Here is a 15,181-nt window from a genome sequence, read left to right as displayed (position 1 = left end):
CCGATGGGCGGGTCCTTGACAAGCGATCACGCGCAATTTATTCAAATGCATTATATTATACAATTGGGTTGAATGGATCATGTCGGACCCCCTTAGCGCGACACTCTCTGCGCTGGCCGATCCCACCCGCCGGGCCATTCTGGCGCGGCTCGCGCAGGGTCAGGCCAGCGTCAACGAGCTGGCCGCGCCGTTCGACATCACCCTGGCCGCCGTGTCCCGGCACATCAAGGTGCTAGAGGGCGCGGGGCTGGTCAGTCGCAGCAAGAAGGCACAATGGCGGCCCTGCAAGCTGAAGGCCGCGCCGATGCGTGACGTTGCGGCACTGCTGGAAAACTATCGCCAGTTCTGGGAACAGGATCTCGATCAGCTGGACTATTACCTCAAGGCGCTGCAGCCGCCACCCCGCAACAAGACCTGAAGCCTGGCGCCTGGTTGAACCGGATCGCGGTGCCGGCAGCGATCCTCCAACCGAGACAATCACAATATTGCGCGCCAGTCTGTTCCCGCTTGACCTTACCAGAGGGGAATGCCCCACAATCGGCATCTTTCAACGAAACGGATTTGCAATGAAATCCCTCCTGATTGCTGCAGCACTCACCCTTGGTCTCAGCCTGCCGGTTCTGGCGCAGGAACACACCACCCATGCCATGGCGCCGTCGGACAACCCGGCCACCGCTGCCTATGAGGCGGCCAATATGCAGATGCACGAGGAGATGGCGATCGCCTTTTCCGGCGATGCTGATGTCGACTTCATCAAGTCAATGATACCGCACCATCAAGGCGCGGTGGACATGGCCAGGATTGTGCTCGAACATGGCAGCGATCCCGAAGTGAAGGCCCTGGCCGAGGCGGTAATTGCCGCCCAGGAACAGGAAATCGCCTGGATGCAGGACTGGCTCGCCAAACGCGGCAAATAGCGTCAGGCCCGCCGTGGCGCGCCCACTGAATTGCGCACGATCAACTCGCTGCGCAACAGCACCTCGGTGTTGGCAGGCGTTTCGCCTGCCAGCAGGGCCAGCAGCAGATCCATGGCGCCTTCGCCGATCCTGTGACGCGGCTGCTTCATGGTGGTCAGCGAGGGGGTGACGAAGCTGGCGAAGGAAATGTCGTCAAAGCCCATCACCGAAAAATCGCGCGGCAGGTCATATTTGCGGGCGGTCAGCGAGATGATCACCCCCAGCGCTGTGGCGTCGTTGACGCAGAGGAAGGCGGTGGGCAGCACGTCGCGCACAAACATGTGCTCGGTGGCGGCGCGCCCGCTTTCGGTGGTGCCGTCGCCATCAAGGATCAGCAGGGGATCGATGGCCAGCCCGGCCCCGCTCAGCGCGGCGCGGTAGCCTTGTTCGCGCAGTTTGTTGACGGCCTTGCTGGTGGAGTGGCCGATAAAGGCGATGCGCCGATGTCCCTGGGCAATCAGGTGCTCTGCGGCAATCCGAGCACCCTCGAAATTATCGACGCCGACAAACGGCACGTCGCTATTGGACACCGGCTCATTGACCGCCACCATGGGCGGCAGGCGCATCGCGCTGCCGGCAGCACCGATGCCATAGGGCAGGTGCCCGGTGAGCAGGATCAGCCCGTCAGCCTGATTGGAATTGATGAAGCGCAGATAGTCGGCCTCGCGGGCCGGGTCATTCTGCGTATTGCCGATCAGCACGCCATAGCCGCGCTTGCTCGCCTCGGTCTCCAGCCCCACCAGAATATTGGAGAAGTTCGGGTCGCCCACATCGGGCGCCAGAATCAGGATCATGTTGGATCGTCGCATGCGCAGCGAGCGCGCCATGGCATTGGTGGTGTAGCCGGTGCGAGCCACGGCTTCAGCGACGCGGCGGCGCGTTTCGTCGGCGACTTTGGTGGGCTCATTGATGGCGCGGCTCACCGTGGCGATGGATACGCCGGCGATCGCCGCTACGTCTTCAATCGTGGCCAGTTTCCGGTGCTGCAATCTGTGCCTCGCCCGCCCCCTGGCGCCCACCCGATCTGCCTGTAGCAGATGGCACGGACAGCGCCAGACCCCTCCTACGGCTTAAGCCGTTTGTCGAGACTGTAAACCTTTACATCGATCATGAAAACCTTTACATGTCGGGTTGAGAATGAAGAGTTGGGGGTCAACCCCGCCGCGTTCCGGGAGGGGTTTGATCATGTCCATAGCTGACGGCGCGGTTGTGCCTGCCATCTTGTCGGCGCACAGGATCAGCAAGTCGTTTGGCGAAGTCCCCGTTCTGTTCAGTATCGATTTCGACATCAAGCCGGGCGAAGTGCACGCCATTATCGGCGAGAACGGCGCCGGCAAGTCCACCCTGATCAAGGTACTGTCCGGCCTCGAACAGCCCAGCTCGGGCACCATCTCCTATGACGGCAAGACCGTGGTGCTGCCCCCCAATGGCGAAGCCGAGGCCATGGGCATTGTGGTGATCCATCAAGAATTGCTGCTGGCCGAGCATCTGACGGTCGCCGACTCGATTTTCCTGGGTCGCGAACTGACCAGAAACGGCTTTCTGCGCCTCGCTGAGATGCGCGAGCGGGCCGTCGCCATCCTCGATACCCTCCATGTGCATGTCGATCCGGATGCCCGGATCAACACGCTCTCGGTGGCCGACAAGCAGATGGTGGAAATCGCCAAGGCGATCAGCCGCGATGCGCGTGTGCTGATCATGGATGAGCCCACCGCCGTGCTGTCGCAGGGCGAAACCGAGACCCTGTTCGAACAGATCCGCCGCCTGCGGGCGCGTGGCGTCGCGGTGATCTTCATCTCCCACAAGCTCGACGAGATCATGGCGCTGGCCCAGCGCGTCACCGTGCTGCGCGATGGGCAGTTGATCGCCACTGTCGGCACCGAAGCGCTGACCCCGGACTCCATCGCCCAGATGATGGTGGGCCGCGAACTCTCCAACCTCTATCCGCCCAAGCATGAACCTGATGTCGACGCACCAATCGTGCTGTCGGTGCGCGATCTGGTGGCGCCGGGCGTCAAGAATTTCTCGTTTGAGCTGCGGCGCGGCGAAATTCTCGGCTTTGCCGGGCTGATCGGTTCGGGCCGCACTGCGGTCGCCGAAGCCGTCGTCGGGCTCAACCCGCGCGAGCAGGGCGCCATTACGGTCAACGGTACGCCGCAGAACTTCACCGAAGTGGCGCAGTCGGTCGCGGCGGGCCTCGCCTATATGACCAAGGACCGCAAGGGTCGTGGCCTGCTGCTCAATGTCGGCCTCGAACCCAATCTGACACTGCTGACGCTCAGCAAGCATCTCAAGCATGGCTTTCTCGATGGCAAGAGCGAAGCCAGGGCGCTGGAGCGTGCCGTGCGCCGCTTCGACATTCGGGCCCGCGACGCATCGGTCAAGGTCGGCCAACTGTCGGGCGGCAATCAGCAAAAGCTGATGCTGGGCAAGACCATGGAGGCCGAGCCCGAGATCATCATCATGGATGAGCCGACGCGCGGCATTGATGTGGGCACCAAGCAACAAATCTACCACATCATCGCGGCGCTGGCAGCCGAGGGCAAATCGATCATCCTGATCTCCTCGGAGATGCAGGAGGTGATCGGCCTCAGCCATCGCGTGCTGGTGATGCGTGAGGGGCGCCTGGCCGGCACGCTCGAGGGCGCCGAAATTACCGAAGCAGAAATCATGCGGTACGCCGCAGGCATCAAGCAGGATGGGGACGATGAGCGCATCAGCGCATGAGGCGGCAAAGCCAGGCAGAAGCTTTAAGATCGACCTCAAGACATTGGGGCCGCTGCTGGCGCTGATCCTGCTGGTGATCCTGGGCTACAGCCTCAATCCAGCCTTTCTCAACGAAGGCAATATCACCAATATCCTGACCCGCTCGGCCTTTATCGGCATCATCGCGGTGGGGGGCACTTTCGTCATCACCGCCGGCGGCATCGATCTGTCGGTGGGCTCCATGGCTGCCTTCATTGCCGGGGTCATGATCATCGTCATGAACACCGCCGTGGATATGCTGGGCGCCTCGATCTGGACCGTGCTGCTGGGCATTGGCTGTTCGCTGATCCTGGGGATTGGTGCCGGCTACATCAATGGCTTTCTGACCACCAAGGCCAAGATCGAGGCCTTCATCGTGACGCTGGGCACCATGGGCATCTATCGCTCGCTGGTCACCTATTTCGCCGATGGTGGTACGCTGTCGCTGGCCACCGGCGCGCGTGATATCTACCGCCCGGTCTATTATGACAGCTTCCTGCGCATCCCCATTCCGGTCTGGGTCTTCATCTTCGTGGCCATCATTGGCTGGGTGCTGATGAACCGCACTGCCTTTGGCCGCCACTGCATGGCCATCGGCTCCAATGAGCACGTGGCGCGCTATTCGGCGATCAAGGTCGATCGGGTCAAGACCGCCACCTATATCCTGCAGGGCCTCTGCGTCTCTCTGGCCACCATCATCTATGTGCCGCGCCTGGGTTCGGCCTCGTCGGCCACCGGCGTGCTGTGGGAGCTCGAAGCCATTGCCGCAGTGATCATCGGTGGCACCATGCTCAAGGGCGGCTTTGGCCGGGTCGGCGGCACGGTGATCGGTGCGCTGATCCTGACCGCGATCGGCAATATTCTCAATCTCACCGAGATCATCTCCAACTACCTCAACGGGGCAGTGCAGGGCGTGATCATCGTGGCGGCAGTCTATCTGCAGCGCGGCTCGCTCCGCACTGCACGCAAGAAGGCCGAATAATCCGAGCCCGAAACGGGCGGGAGAACCGGCGCCATCAGCGCGCCAGAACACAGGGAGAACTAAGCTATGTCTTTGAAGTCAATCGCACTGGGCCTGTTGGCCACCAGCGCACTGGCCGGCGCGGCGTTCGCACAGGATCAGATCAAGATCGGCGTCTCCATTCCGGCCGCCACGCACGGCTTCATGGGTGGCCTGAACTGGCACGCTGCTGAAGCCGAAAAGCGCCTCGAAGCCGCCAATCCCAATATCGACATCATCATCGTGACCGCCGACGGCCCGGCCGATCAGGCCAGCGATCTCGAAGATCTGGTCTCGGTGCATCAGATCGACGCCCTCGTGGTGCTGCCGTTTGAATCCGAGCCGCTGACCGAGCCCGTCCGGGCCGTTGCCGAAACCGGTGCCTTCATCACCGTGGTCGACCGTGGCCTGACCGACCCGTCCATCCAGGACGTCTATGTCTCGGGCAACAACACCGAAATGGGTGAAGTCTCGGCCGAATACATGATGACCCGCCTTGGCGATGGCGACAATATCGTCATCCTGCGCGGTATCCCCACCGTGCTCGACACCGAACGCTTCGACGCCTTCATGGGCAAGATCGAGGGCTCGGGCATCAATGTGCTCGACAACAAGTTCGCCAACTGGAACCGTGATGACGGCTTCGAAGTGATGCAGGACTTCCTCAGCCGCTTCCCCGACATTGACGGCGTCTGGGCCCAGGATGATGACATCACCCTCGGCGTGGTCGAAGCCATCAAGCAGGCAGGCCGCGAGAGCGAGATGTTCGTGGTCGGCGGCGCGGGGATGAAGGAAATCGTCAAGGGCGTGATGGATGGCGATCCACTGGTGCCGGTGGACGTGCTGTATCCGCCCGCCCAGATCGCCACCGCCATGGACGTGACGGTGAATCACTTCGTCTCCAACGGTCCGGTCACCGGCAGCTACATTCTCGGCTCGCCGCTGATCACCCAGGAAAACGCCGAGCAGTTCTACTTCCCGGACAGCCCGTTCTGACCTCCCAAACTCCAGAACGGACATGCAGAGGGCGCCCATGGCGCCCTCTGTTTTTTTGACGGAAGCGATGTCTTTCCCAAACTCGGAGCAGCACCTCCCCTTTACGGGCGAGGATGGGTGGGGGTGCGAGAGCCCGAATATCTGGGTCAGCCGCCCCCCTCACTTGATCCCTCCCCGCAAGGGGGAGGGTGTCGACTGGGAAATCGTTAAGCCGCCTCTGGCGTATATCCCGCCTCGCGGATCGCCTGCTCGCCCGTCTTCCGATCCCCGGTGAACTCGACCTTGTGCGTTTCGAGATCAATGGCGATGTCAGCCCCCGGCAGCGCCTCTTCCAGCGCCTTGCGCACGGTGCCGACACAGTGGCCGCAGGTCATGTCGTTGACGGCGAAAATCGTCTTGTCAGTCATGTCAGTGTCCTTTCGAAAGGGGTTGTTCGCCCGCCAGATCGTCCAGGATCGGGCAGTCGGGGCGATCATTGCCGCTGCAGCAATGGGCCAGATGCTTGAGGGTCTTGACCATGGATTGCAGCTCGTCGATCTTGGTTTCGAGCGCCGCAATGTGGCTGACCGCAACGTCCTTGACCTCGCCGCTGGCGCGGGATTTGTCCTGCCACAGGCTGAGCAGCATTGCGGTTTCATCCACCGAAAAGCCCAGCGTGCGGGCCCGCTTGATGAAGCGGAGGACATGCACCTCGTCGGCGCCATAGACCCGATAATTGCTGTCGGTGCGTTGCGGCGGACGAATGAGGCCAATGGTCTCGTAATAGCGGATCATCTTGGCCGAAACGCCGGTGGCACTGGAGGCTTCCCCGATATTCATAGCGTCACCGCCTTCACCCCGCGCAGGCGCTGCGCATTGCTGACCACCAGGATCGACGACATCGCCATGGCCCCCGCGCCCAGCATGGGCGACAGCAGGATTCCGAAGGCCGGGTAGAGCACGCCGGCAGCCACGGGAATGAGCAGCACATTGTAGCCAAAGGCCCAGAACAGGTTCTCCCATATGTTCTTCATCGTCGCCCGGCTGATCACCAGGGCATCGAGCACGCCTTTGAGGTCGCCGCCCAGCAGCACCACATCGGCGCTTTCAATGGCGGCGTCGGTGCCCGTGCCCACGGCAATGCCGATATCGGCCTCGGCCAGCGCCGGCGCGTCATTGATCCCGTCGCCGACAAAGGCCACGGTGCCGAACTGGCGCAGCGCCTTGATGGTGTCGACCTTGTCGGCCGGCAGCACCTCGGCCCGCACCTCATCAATGCCCAATTGCCGGGCAATGGCTTCAGCCGTGCGGCGATTGTCACCCGAGATCATCGCCACTTTCAGGCCCAGCCCATGCAGCGCATCGATCACCGCTCTGCTGGTGGGTTTGATGGTGTCGGCCACCACAATGGCGGCAGCGAGCTTGTCGTCAATGGCGGCAAATACCGGCGTCTTGCCCTGGTCGGCAAACTCTTCGATGGCGGCCGTGAAGTCGGAAAAATCCAGGTGACCCAGATGGCGCTGTGAGCCGATGGACACCAGCCGGCCATCAACCCGGGCACTGACGCCATTGCCGGCATCGGCGGCGAAATCGGTGACAGTGCCCAGCGTCAGCCCGGCCTTTTCCGCAGCGGCGACAATGGCCGCCGCAATCGGATGCTCGGATTTGGCCTCGACGGCCGCGACCAGCGCCAGCACCTCGTCATGCTCGAAATCGTCATCAAGGATGATGTCGGTCAGTGCCGGCTTGCCTTCGGTCAGGGTGCCGGTCTTGTCGAGCGCCACCACGGCCACGTCGCGCAACCGCTGCAGCGCTTCGCTCTTGCGGAACAACACGCCCATTTCGGCAGCCCGCCCGGTGCCGACCATGATCGAGGTTGGCGTTGCCAGCCCCATGGCACAGGGGCAGGCGATGATCAGCACGGCCACGGCATTGACCAGTCCGAACACATAGCCGGGCGAGGGGCCCCAGACAGCCCAGACCGCGAAGGTCAGGATGGCCATCACAATCACCGCCGGCACGAACCAGGCGGTGATCTGGTCAACCACGCCCTGAATGGGCAGCTTGCCGCCCTGGGCTTCCTCGACCATGCGGATGATCTGCGCCAGCATGGTGTCGCCGCCCACCTTGGTGGCCCGGAAGCTGAAGCTGCCCGAGGTATTGAGCGTGCCGCCAATCACCTCGGCGCCGACGGTCTTGGAGACCGGCAGGGGTTCGCCCGAAATCATCGATTCATTGATATGGCTGGCGCCGTCGACAATCTCGCCATCCACCGCCACCTTCTCGCCCGGCCGCACCAGAATGATGTCGCCGACCTGCACCTGCTCGATGGCGATCTCGCTGATCTGGCCATCACGCTGCACCCGCGCGGTCTTGGCCTGCTCGCGCACCAGCCGCTGAATGGCGTTGCCGGTGCGCCCCTTGGCAATGGCCTCAAGCCAGCGTCCCACCAGGATCAGGGTGATGATGACGGCCGCCGCTTCGTAATAGACATATTGCGCCTGGCTCGGCAGCACCTGTGGCGCAAAAGTTGCCACGACCGAGTAGAGATAGGCAGCGCCCGACCCCAGCGCGACCAGCGAGTTCATTTCGGGCGCGCCCCGCAGCAGGGCAGGAATACCCACCTTGAAGAAGCGCCAGCCCGGTACGAACAGCACGAAGCTGGCCAGCACGAAGTAGAAGATGTGCAAAGTCGGTGTGGGCACCAGATTGGTTAGCCACATGTGGAAGGGCATATAGAGATGCCCGCCCATTTCCAGCACGAACAACGGCAGGGTGGGAATGGCGGCGATAATGACGTCGCGCCGCAGGATGGCCGCGTCTTCGTCGTGATGCTGGTGGCCGGAATGCTCGCCGGCCTGTGGCGTTTCATGGCCGGTATAGCCGGCCTTTTCAACGGCAGCGAGCAGGTCGGCGACCTGGCCCGTTTCGGCCATCCGCACACTGGCGCGCTCGGTGGCAAAGTTCACGCTGGCGCTTTCGACACCGGGAACCTTGTTGAGCGCCTTCTCCACCCGCGCCACACAGGAGGCGCAGGTCATGCCGTCAATATCGATGCTGATAGGTTTGTTGTGGACGTGTTCGTTCATGTCAATCACCTCGTCCCAACCCATATAGACCTTCCCATCATGGTAAGGTCAAGGGCCTTGGACGAGGCGTTAGTTTTCCAGCGCTATTGGGGTGTCGATCGCGTGCAGCCGGCCGTCCCGCATGCTCAGAACCCGGTCAACCGTGCCCTGCGGAAAGGCGGCATGGGTCACCAATATCACCGTCCGGCCCACCGCCGCGCTGCGCATCGTGTCAAAGAAGGCCAGCTCCGCGGGCCGGTCGAGGCCTGTGGTCGGCTCATCCAGCAGCACAATGGGCGCCCGGCTCAACAGCACCCGCGCCAGGCACAGCCGTCGTCCCTGGCCGGCCGAGACGGTGCGGCCGCTTTCCCCGACCAGGGTATCGAGGCCGCGGAGCAGGGCGCGCACGAACTCACCAATGCCGGCGGCATCCAGCGCGTCCCACAACGCCTCATCGCTTGCCGCTGGCTGGGCGATCAGCAAATTGGCGCGGATAGTGTCATTGAACAGCGGGCTATCCTGGCTGAGCAGGGCCATGCTGGCGTGGATATCGGCTTGCTCCAGCGCCGACAGGGCCACCCCGCCCAGCGTGATCTGACCCGATTGCGGTTCCACCAATCGCAGCAGCAGATTGAGCAGGCTGGACTTGCCGATGCCGCTCTCGCCGATAATGGCAATGTGCTCGCCCGGTGCAATGGCCAGAGTGAGGTTGCGCAACACCGGCGCGCCGCCATCATAGGCGAAGCTGAGGTCGGTAATGGCAATAGGCAGGCCGGCCGGCAGGTCGACGGGATTGATCGGGTCGGCAATGCTGATAGGCGCATTGGCGATGGCGTTGAGGCGTTCGGCTGCGGCCATGGCGGTGGTCAGTTTGGCGACGCTGCGCACAATGACGCTGCTCGCCTCAAAGCTGCCCAGAATGGCCAGCAGCAGCCCGACCAGCACCGGACCATCGATCTGCCCATTGGCATAGGCCCGCAGGCCCAGCCACAGGGAACCGGTCAAGGCCAGGGCCGCCAGGGCCTGTACGCCAAAGGCGGCAAAGGCGGCGAGGGTGGCGAGGCGCCCCCGTGCCCGGGCCAATCGCTCGGCCAGCGCCTGGAAACCACTCTGCGTCCTGCCCAATGCGCCAAACAGCGTCAGGTCGGCATGGCCCTCAATGCCGTCGAGCACGGCCGCACGGGCGGCGGCGGCCCGGGTAACAATGTCGGTGCCGACACGCCGGCTGGCCAGCACCAGACCGGCAGGCACCAGCAGCACCGCCATGCCGAAGCTCACGCCATAGACCAGAGCGGCTGCGGGCAACAACCAGGCCAGTATCGTGGTGAGCGCAATGCCGATAACCGCAGCGGCCGCGATCGGGCCGATGGCCACCAGAAAGGCAGTGTCGAGCGCATCGACATCGGCCGTTAGCCGGCTGACGAGATCGCCGTGGCGCAAACTGCGATCATTGAGCGGCAGGCGCGGAAACAGCCGCTTGAACAGCCATCCCCGAATATCGGTAAGCAGCCGCAAGGTCGCGTCATGCCCGCTCAGCCTTTCGCCATAGCGCGCCAGAATACGGATGAAGGAAAAACCGCGCACCAGGGAAGAGGGAACAAACAGGTTGAATGCCAGTCCTGCTGTGGTCAGCGCCGTGGCGGTGATGAACCAGCCCGAGGTGCCCAACAGGGCAACGCCGGCCGTCAGGGTAACCAGCGATAGCAGCAAGGCGATCAGCAGGCCCTTGGCCTGACGCGCAAACAGACTGCGGAAGGCGAGGAGCGCGTTCATGCCACGCTCCGTGATGAGCTGGCGCGGACCGGGGTCGCCAACAGGCTCTCGCCAGCGATGCGATAGGCGTGACCCATGCGCGCCGCCACGGCCAGCGAATGGGTGGCAATGATCAGGGTGCGGCCACGGGCGAAAGCCAGCAGGGCATCGAGCACCACCTGTTCGAGGGCGGCATCGAGATGGGCCGTTGGCTCATCAAGCAGGATCATGCCGGGATCGCGCAGAAAAATCCGGGCCAGCGCGATGCGCTGCGCCTGACCACCCGACAGACCCAGCCCGCCCTCGCCCAGCACCGTGTCCAGTCCCTCGGGCAGGCTATCGGCAAAGGCGGTAACCTGGGCGCGCTCGGCAGCACTGCGGATATCGGCCGCAGACGCATCGGGACACGCCAGTGCGATATTGTCGGCTATGCTGCCGGCGAAGACTCGCGGTTTCTGGCCCAGCATGGCCACCCTCTGGCGCAGATCGGCTTCGGGCCAGTCGGCCAGCGCCTGCTCTCCCAGGATAATCTGACCCTCATGGGTGCGCAGACGGACGATGGTTTCGAGCAGGCTCGATTTGCCGATGCCGCTTTGGCCGACAATGGCGACAGTGTCGCCCGCAGCGATGTTGAGACTGGCATTGTTCAGGATAATCCTGGCGTGGTCGGGCGTGCGCAGGGTGAAATTGCTCAGGGTTAGTCCGAGCGCGCCGGCGTTTCCCGAGGGGGCAGCAGGGGCGAGTGAAACAAGATCGGTGGGCATGTGGCCAAGCTGGGTTTCGATCTCGCCAATGGCCGCCTTGGCCGCCGCGCGGTCATGATAATGGGCGGCCAGCAGGCGCAGGGGATTGTAGACTTCAGGGGCCATCAGAAGCAGGAACAGGCCCAGTTCCAGCGTCAGCGGTGTGCTGCGCAAATGCAGGAAGTCAATGAAGGTCAAACCGACATAGAGCGCAATGCCGGCCACCCCGAGCGCTGCAAAGAACTCCAGCACGGCCGAGGATAGAAAGGCGATCCGCAATACGCGCAGCGTCCGGTGGCGAAGCTCGTCGCTCGCCGCCACGATACCGGCGATCTCGGCCTCCGCCTGCCCAAACAGTTTGAGCGTGGTCAGGCCGCGCAACCGGTCGGCGAAGCGGCCATTGAGCAGCGACAGCGCGCGGGCCTGCCGGTCGCTGGCATGCTGCGCACCCCAGCCCACCAGCGCCATGAACACCGGGATGAGCGGCGCGGTGACCAGAAACAGCAGGCCCGCCAACCAATCGAGCGGCAGAATGAAGGCGCCAAACGCCAGCGGCAGAAATCCCGCCTGCACCATGGCCGGCATATAGCGGGCAAAAAACCCGTCCAGGGCCTCGACCTGGTCGATGATGGCCGACGAGGCAGCACCTGAAGGTGGCTGCCGGGCAGCACGTGGCGAGCGCGCCAGCAACTGGGCGAACAGCATTTGGCGTACGCTCGACTTGATCGCTTCAGAGGCTGCCGTTCCCGCCCGATCGCCAATGGCGGCCAGTGCGGCGCGGGCCAGCAGCAGGATCAGGACGATAACGATGGCTGGCGTCAGTGCGTTGATATCAGCGCCTTGTTGAATGACCTCGCCCACAATGGCGGCCAGCGTCCACGCCTGAACGACCAGCAGGATTCCCCCCAGCAGTGGCGCACCCATAGCCAACCACAGCCATGGACCGCCGAGGCGGCGCAGGCCCGACAATGTCCTGGCGTTCTCGCGCTCCGTGTCTTTTGCAGACTGCACCGGAGGAGGTGGGGCGGGCGCGGCCCGGCGGGCAGAACTATTGGACATGGGCACACTCTAATTCCTGCATTCCCTGGCACATTGATCTGGGTCAATGCGCCGCCGATAGACTTCGCACGATAGTCCCTGGGGACCGCGAGTCGGTGAGCCAACCAGTCTGGAGGCATCAGACACCATGATCGACATGACCGTCGTCGAACTGTCGCGGTGGCAATTTGCCGCCACCGCCATGTATCACTTTATCTTCGTGCCCCTGACACTGGGCCTCTCATTCATGATGGCTATCATGGAGAGCACCTATGTCATGACCGGACGCGACATCTGGCGCAAGGCGACCCTGTTCTGGGGCACGCTGTTTGGCGTCAACTTCGCCATGGGCGTTGCCACTGGCGTCGTCATGGAATTCCAGTTCGGCATGAACTGGAGCTATTACAGCCACTATGTGGGTGACGTGTTCGGCGCGCCACTGGCCATTGAAGGATTGATGGCGTTTTTCCTTGAAGCCACGTTTATCGGCCTCTTCTTCTTTGGTTGGGACCGGTTGAGCAAGGTGGGCCACCTGGCGGTGACCTGGCTGGTGGCGCTGGGCGCCAATCTGTCGGCGCTGTGGATCCTTGTCGCCAATGGCTGGATGCAAAATCCAGTGGGCTCCAAATTCAACCCTGACACCATGCGTATGGAAGTCACCGACTTCGTCGCCGTGATCTTCAATCCGGTGGCGCAGGCCAAATTCGTGCACACGGTCAGCGCCGGCTACCTGCTGGGTGCCGTGTTCATCTTCTCCATTTCCGCGCTGTTCCTGCTCCAGGGCAGGCATATCGAACTGGCCAAGCGCTCCATGGTCGTGGCCGCCAGCTTCGGTCTGGCATCGGCACTGTCTGTTGTCGTCCTCGGTGACGAGAGCGGCTACGTCGCGACCGAACATCAGCAGATGAAGATCGCTGCCATGGAAGCGATGTATCACACCGAGCCAGCGCCCGCCGCGCTGACGCTGTTCGCCATTCCCAGCGACGTCCCCGGAGAACCGGCGTTCCAGGTGCAGTTGCCCTGGGTTCTTGGCCTCATCACCACCCGTTCGCTTGATCGGGACCTGCCCGGCATTACCGAGTTGACCGAACGCGCTGCCACCCGCATTCAGTCTGGGTTGGTCGCCTACAAGGCGCTGCAGGAAATCCGTGCCGACGCCGGCAATACGGCGGCCCGCGCAGTGTTTGATGAGAGCTGGGCCGATCTGGGCTATGCCCTGCTGCTCAAAAAGTATCGCGAGGATGTCGAGAACGCCACCGGCGAGGAAATCGCCATGGCCGCACTCGATACCGTGCCAGATGTGTGGCCGCTGTTCTGGAGCTTCCGCCTGATGGTGGGCATCGGCTTCTTCTTCATCGCCTATTTCGGCGTCTGGTTCTATCGCGCTTCGCGTGGCTGGCTCGACACCAATCGGCCGATGTTGTGGATCGCCGTGGCCACGCTGCCACTGCCCTGGGTGGCGATCGAACTTGGCTGGATCATTGCTGAGTACGGCCGACAGCCCTGGGTGGTGGAAGGCGTTCTGCCTACCTTCTACGCCGCTTCCGGCCTGCAGTTCTGGGACCTGGTGATCTCACTGACCTTCTTTGTGGCGCTCTACACCGCGCTGCTGGTCATCATGGTCATGTTGATGGTCAAGACCATCAAGGCCGGACCGAAGGACCATTTGTTCGCCGCGACTGATGAGCACGAGGACGCCGACTTTGTCGTCGCTCCCCAGCCCGCAACGCCAGCCATGAAGGATGTGAGATCATGAGCTCAATTCCGCTCGACTACGAAACACTGCGCCTCATCTGGTGGGCACTGCTGGGCATTTTGCTGATCGGCTTTGCCGTCATGGGTGGCCGTGACCTTGGGGTAGGGGCTCTGCTGCCCTTTGTCGCCCGCACCGATGCCGAACGGCGCGTTCTGATCAACGTTGTCGGCCCGACCTGGGAAGGCAATCAGGTCTGGCTGGTGCTGGGCGGTGGCGCCATCTTCGCGGCCTTCCCACCGCTCTATGCCGTCAGCTTCTCGGGTTTCTATCTGGCGATGATCGTGATCCTGCTGGCGCTGATCCTGCGCCCGGTCGGCTTCAAGTTCCGCGGCAAGGTGACCGACCCGCGTTGGCGCTCAACCTGGGATTGGGCGCTGTTTATCGGCGGTTTTGTCCCTTCGCTGATCTTCGGGGTGGCCGTGGGCAACGTCCTGCTGGGCGCGCCGTTCTATCTCGATGATACCTTGCGCACCTTCTATTCCGGCAATTTCTTCCAGCTGTTGATGCCCTTCGCCCTGCTGAGTGGTCTGGTGAGTCTGGGCATGATTGTGCTGCAGGGCGCTGCCGTCATTGCGGGTCGCACCTCCGGTATCCTGGCGGATCGCGCCCGCACCTATGGCACCTGGGCCGGCCTGGCTACCATCGTCCTGTTCGCACTGGGCGGTCTCTGGGTGGCCTTCGGCATGGATGGCTATGTCATCACCAGCGTCGTTGATACCAATGGCGCCATCAACCCGCTCGGCAAGACTGTCGAACTGGTGCCCGGCGGCTGGGTGAGCAATTACGCTCTCTATCCCTGGATGATCATCGCGCCGGTATTGGGTTTCCTCGGCCTGGTCGGGGGCGTCCTGGGCCTGCAGGCGCGGCTCCGCCTGCCAACCCTGCTGGCCTCGAGCCTGGCCATCTTCGGCATTATCGCCACGGCCGGCCTCTCGCTGTTCCCGTTCCTGTTGCCATCCTCGGTGGTGCCGGACTCCAGCCTGACCCTGTGGGATGCTTCATCGAGCCATCTGACCCTGTTCATCATGCTGCTGGCCACGCTGATATTTCTCCCCCTCGTTGTGGCCTACACCGCCTGGGTGTTCCGGGTCATGCGCGGCACGGTGACGACGCAGTCGCTCGAAAAGAACCCCAACGCCTATTAGGAG

13 protein-coding genes are annotated in these 15,181 nt (G+C 63.0%); 7 read left to right on the top strand and 6 right to left on the bottom strand.

The window, feature by feature from the left end; all coding sequences use genetic code 11:
• Positions 1–79 precede the first annotated feature (79 nt).
• Both ABFY71_RS08495 and copM read left to right on the top strand, forming a co-directional pair.
• Positions 80–418 (top strand): ArsR/SmtB family transcription factor, encoded by a 339-nt coding sequence (locus tag ABFY71_RS08495; RefSeq protein ID WP_347945572.1) that lies wholly within the window; start codon positions 80–82, stop codon positions 416–418.
• Positions 419–566: 148 nt separating this feature from the next.
• Complete coding sequence (gene copM / locus ABFY71_RS08490; RefSeq protein WP_347945570.1) at positions 567–917, top strand: CopM family metallochaperone; 351 nt, start codon at positions 567–569, stop codon at positions 915–917.
• Positions 918–919: 2 nt separating this feature from the next.
• On the opposite strand, the gene ABFY71_RS08485 is transcribed toward copM, so the two are convergent.
• Positions 920–1,945 carry a LacI family DNA-binding transcriptional regulator gene (locus tag ABFY71_RS08485; RefSeq protein WP_305580257.1) on the bottom strand — a complete coding sequence of 342 codons (1,026 nt, stop codon included), beginning with the start codon at positions 1,943–1,945 and terminating at the stop codon, positions 920–922.
• Between the two features lie 196 nt (positions 1,946–2,141).
• Here ABFY71_RS08485 and ABFY71_RS08480 point away from each other — a divergent pair, with 196 nt between their 5' ends.
• The 3 genes from ABFY71_RS08480 (at position 2,142) to ABFY71_RS08470 (ending at position 5,697) form a co-directional block, all read left to right on the top strand.
• Positions 2,142–3,683, top strand: a complete 1,542-nt coding sequence (locus ABFY71_RS08480; RefSeq protein ID WP_431021518.1) for a sugar ABC transporter ATP-binding protein — start codon at positions 2,142–2,144, stop codon at positions 3,681–3,683.
• Positions 3,664–4,683, top strand: coding sequence for an ABC transporter permease (locus tag ABFY71_RS08475; RefSeq protein ID WP_305578009.1), 1,020 nt, complete (start codon positions 3,664–3,666; stop codon positions 4,681–4,683). Before ABFY71_RS08480 ends, ABFY71_RS08475 begins: the two co-directional genes overlap by 20 nt.
• Before the next feature lie 66 nt (positions 4,684–4,749).
• Positions 4,750–5,697: a substrate-binding domain-containing protein gene (locus tag ABFY71_RS08470; RefSeq protein ID WP_305578012.1), complete on the top strand. Its 948-nt coding sequence runs from the start codon at positions 4,750–4,752 to the stop codon at positions 5,695–5,697.
• 206 nt (positions 5,698–5,903) lie between these two features.
• Here the strand turns inward: ABFY71_RS08470 and ABFY71_RS08465 are convergent, their stop codons facing one another.
• From ABFY71_RS08465 to cydD, 5 genes are all read right to left on the bottom strand, one after another.
• Positions 5,904–6,104, bottom strand: coding sequence for a heavy-metal-associated domain-containing protein (locus ABFY71_RS08465; RefSeq protein WP_305578015.1), 201 nt, complete (start codon positions 6,102–6,104; stop codon positions 5,904–5,906).
• 1 nt (position 6,105) lies between these two features.
• Complete coding sequence (gene cueR, locus ABFY71_RS08460) at positions 6,106–6,516, bottom strand: Cu(I)-responsive transcriptional regulator (RefSeq protein WP_305578017.1); 411 nt, start codon at positions 6,514–6,516, stop codon at positions 6,106–6,108.
• Complete coding sequence (locus ABFY71_RS08455) at positions 6,513–8,765, bottom strand: heavy metal translocating P-type ATPase (RefSeq protein WP_347945568.1); 2,253 nt, start codon at positions 8,763–8,765, stop codon at positions 6,513–6,515. Before ABFY71_RS08455 ends, cueR begins: the two co-directional genes overlap by 4 nt.
• Before the next feature lie 69 nt (positions 8,766–8,834).
• Complete coding sequence (gene cydC, locus ABFY71_RS08450; protein ID WP_347945567.1) at positions 8,835–10,517, bottom strand: thiol reductant ABC exporter subunit CydC; 1,683 nt, start codon at positions 10,515–10,517, stop codon at positions 8,835–8,837.
• Positions 10,514–12,298 carry a thiol reductant ABC exporter subunit CydD gene (gene cydD / locus ABFY71_RS08445; protein ID WP_347945566.1) on the bottom strand — a complete coding sequence of 595 codons (1,785 nt, stop codon included), beginning with the start codon at positions 12,296–12,298 and terminating at the stop codon, positions 10,514–10,516. Before cydD ends, cydC begins: the two co-directional genes overlap by 4 nt.
• A 127-nt stretch (positions 12,299–12,425) precedes the next feature.
• On the opposite strand from cydD, the gene ABFY71_RS08440 reads away from it, so the two are divergent.
• Both ABFY71_RS08440 and cydB read left to right on the top strand, forming a co-directional pair.
• On the top strand, positions 12,426–14,033 hold the full coding sequence (locus ABFY71_RS08440; RefSeq protein ID WP_347945565.1) for a cytochrome ubiquinol oxidase subunit I: 1,608 nt from the start codon (positions 12,426–12,428) through the stop codon (positions 14,031–14,033).
• A complete protein-coding gene (gene cydB / locus ABFY71_RS08435; RefSeq protein WP_347945563.1) occupies positions 14,030–15,178 on the top strand; it encodes a cytochrome d ubiquinol oxidase subunit II in 1,149 nt (382 codons plus the stop codon). Before ABFY71_RS08440 ends, cydB begins: the two co-directional genes overlap by 4 nt.
• The last annotated feature ends 3 nt before the right edge of the window (positions 15,179–15,181 follow it).

It is taken from the genome of Devosia alba, assembly GCF_039938915.1.
Taxonomy (GTDB): domain Bacteria; phylum Pseudomonadota; class Alphaproteobacteria; order Rhizobiales; family Devosiaceae; genus Devosia; species Devosia alba.
Note: the sequence above shows the minus strand (reverse complement) of the source record. Positions and strands in the feature narration are given on the sequence as shown.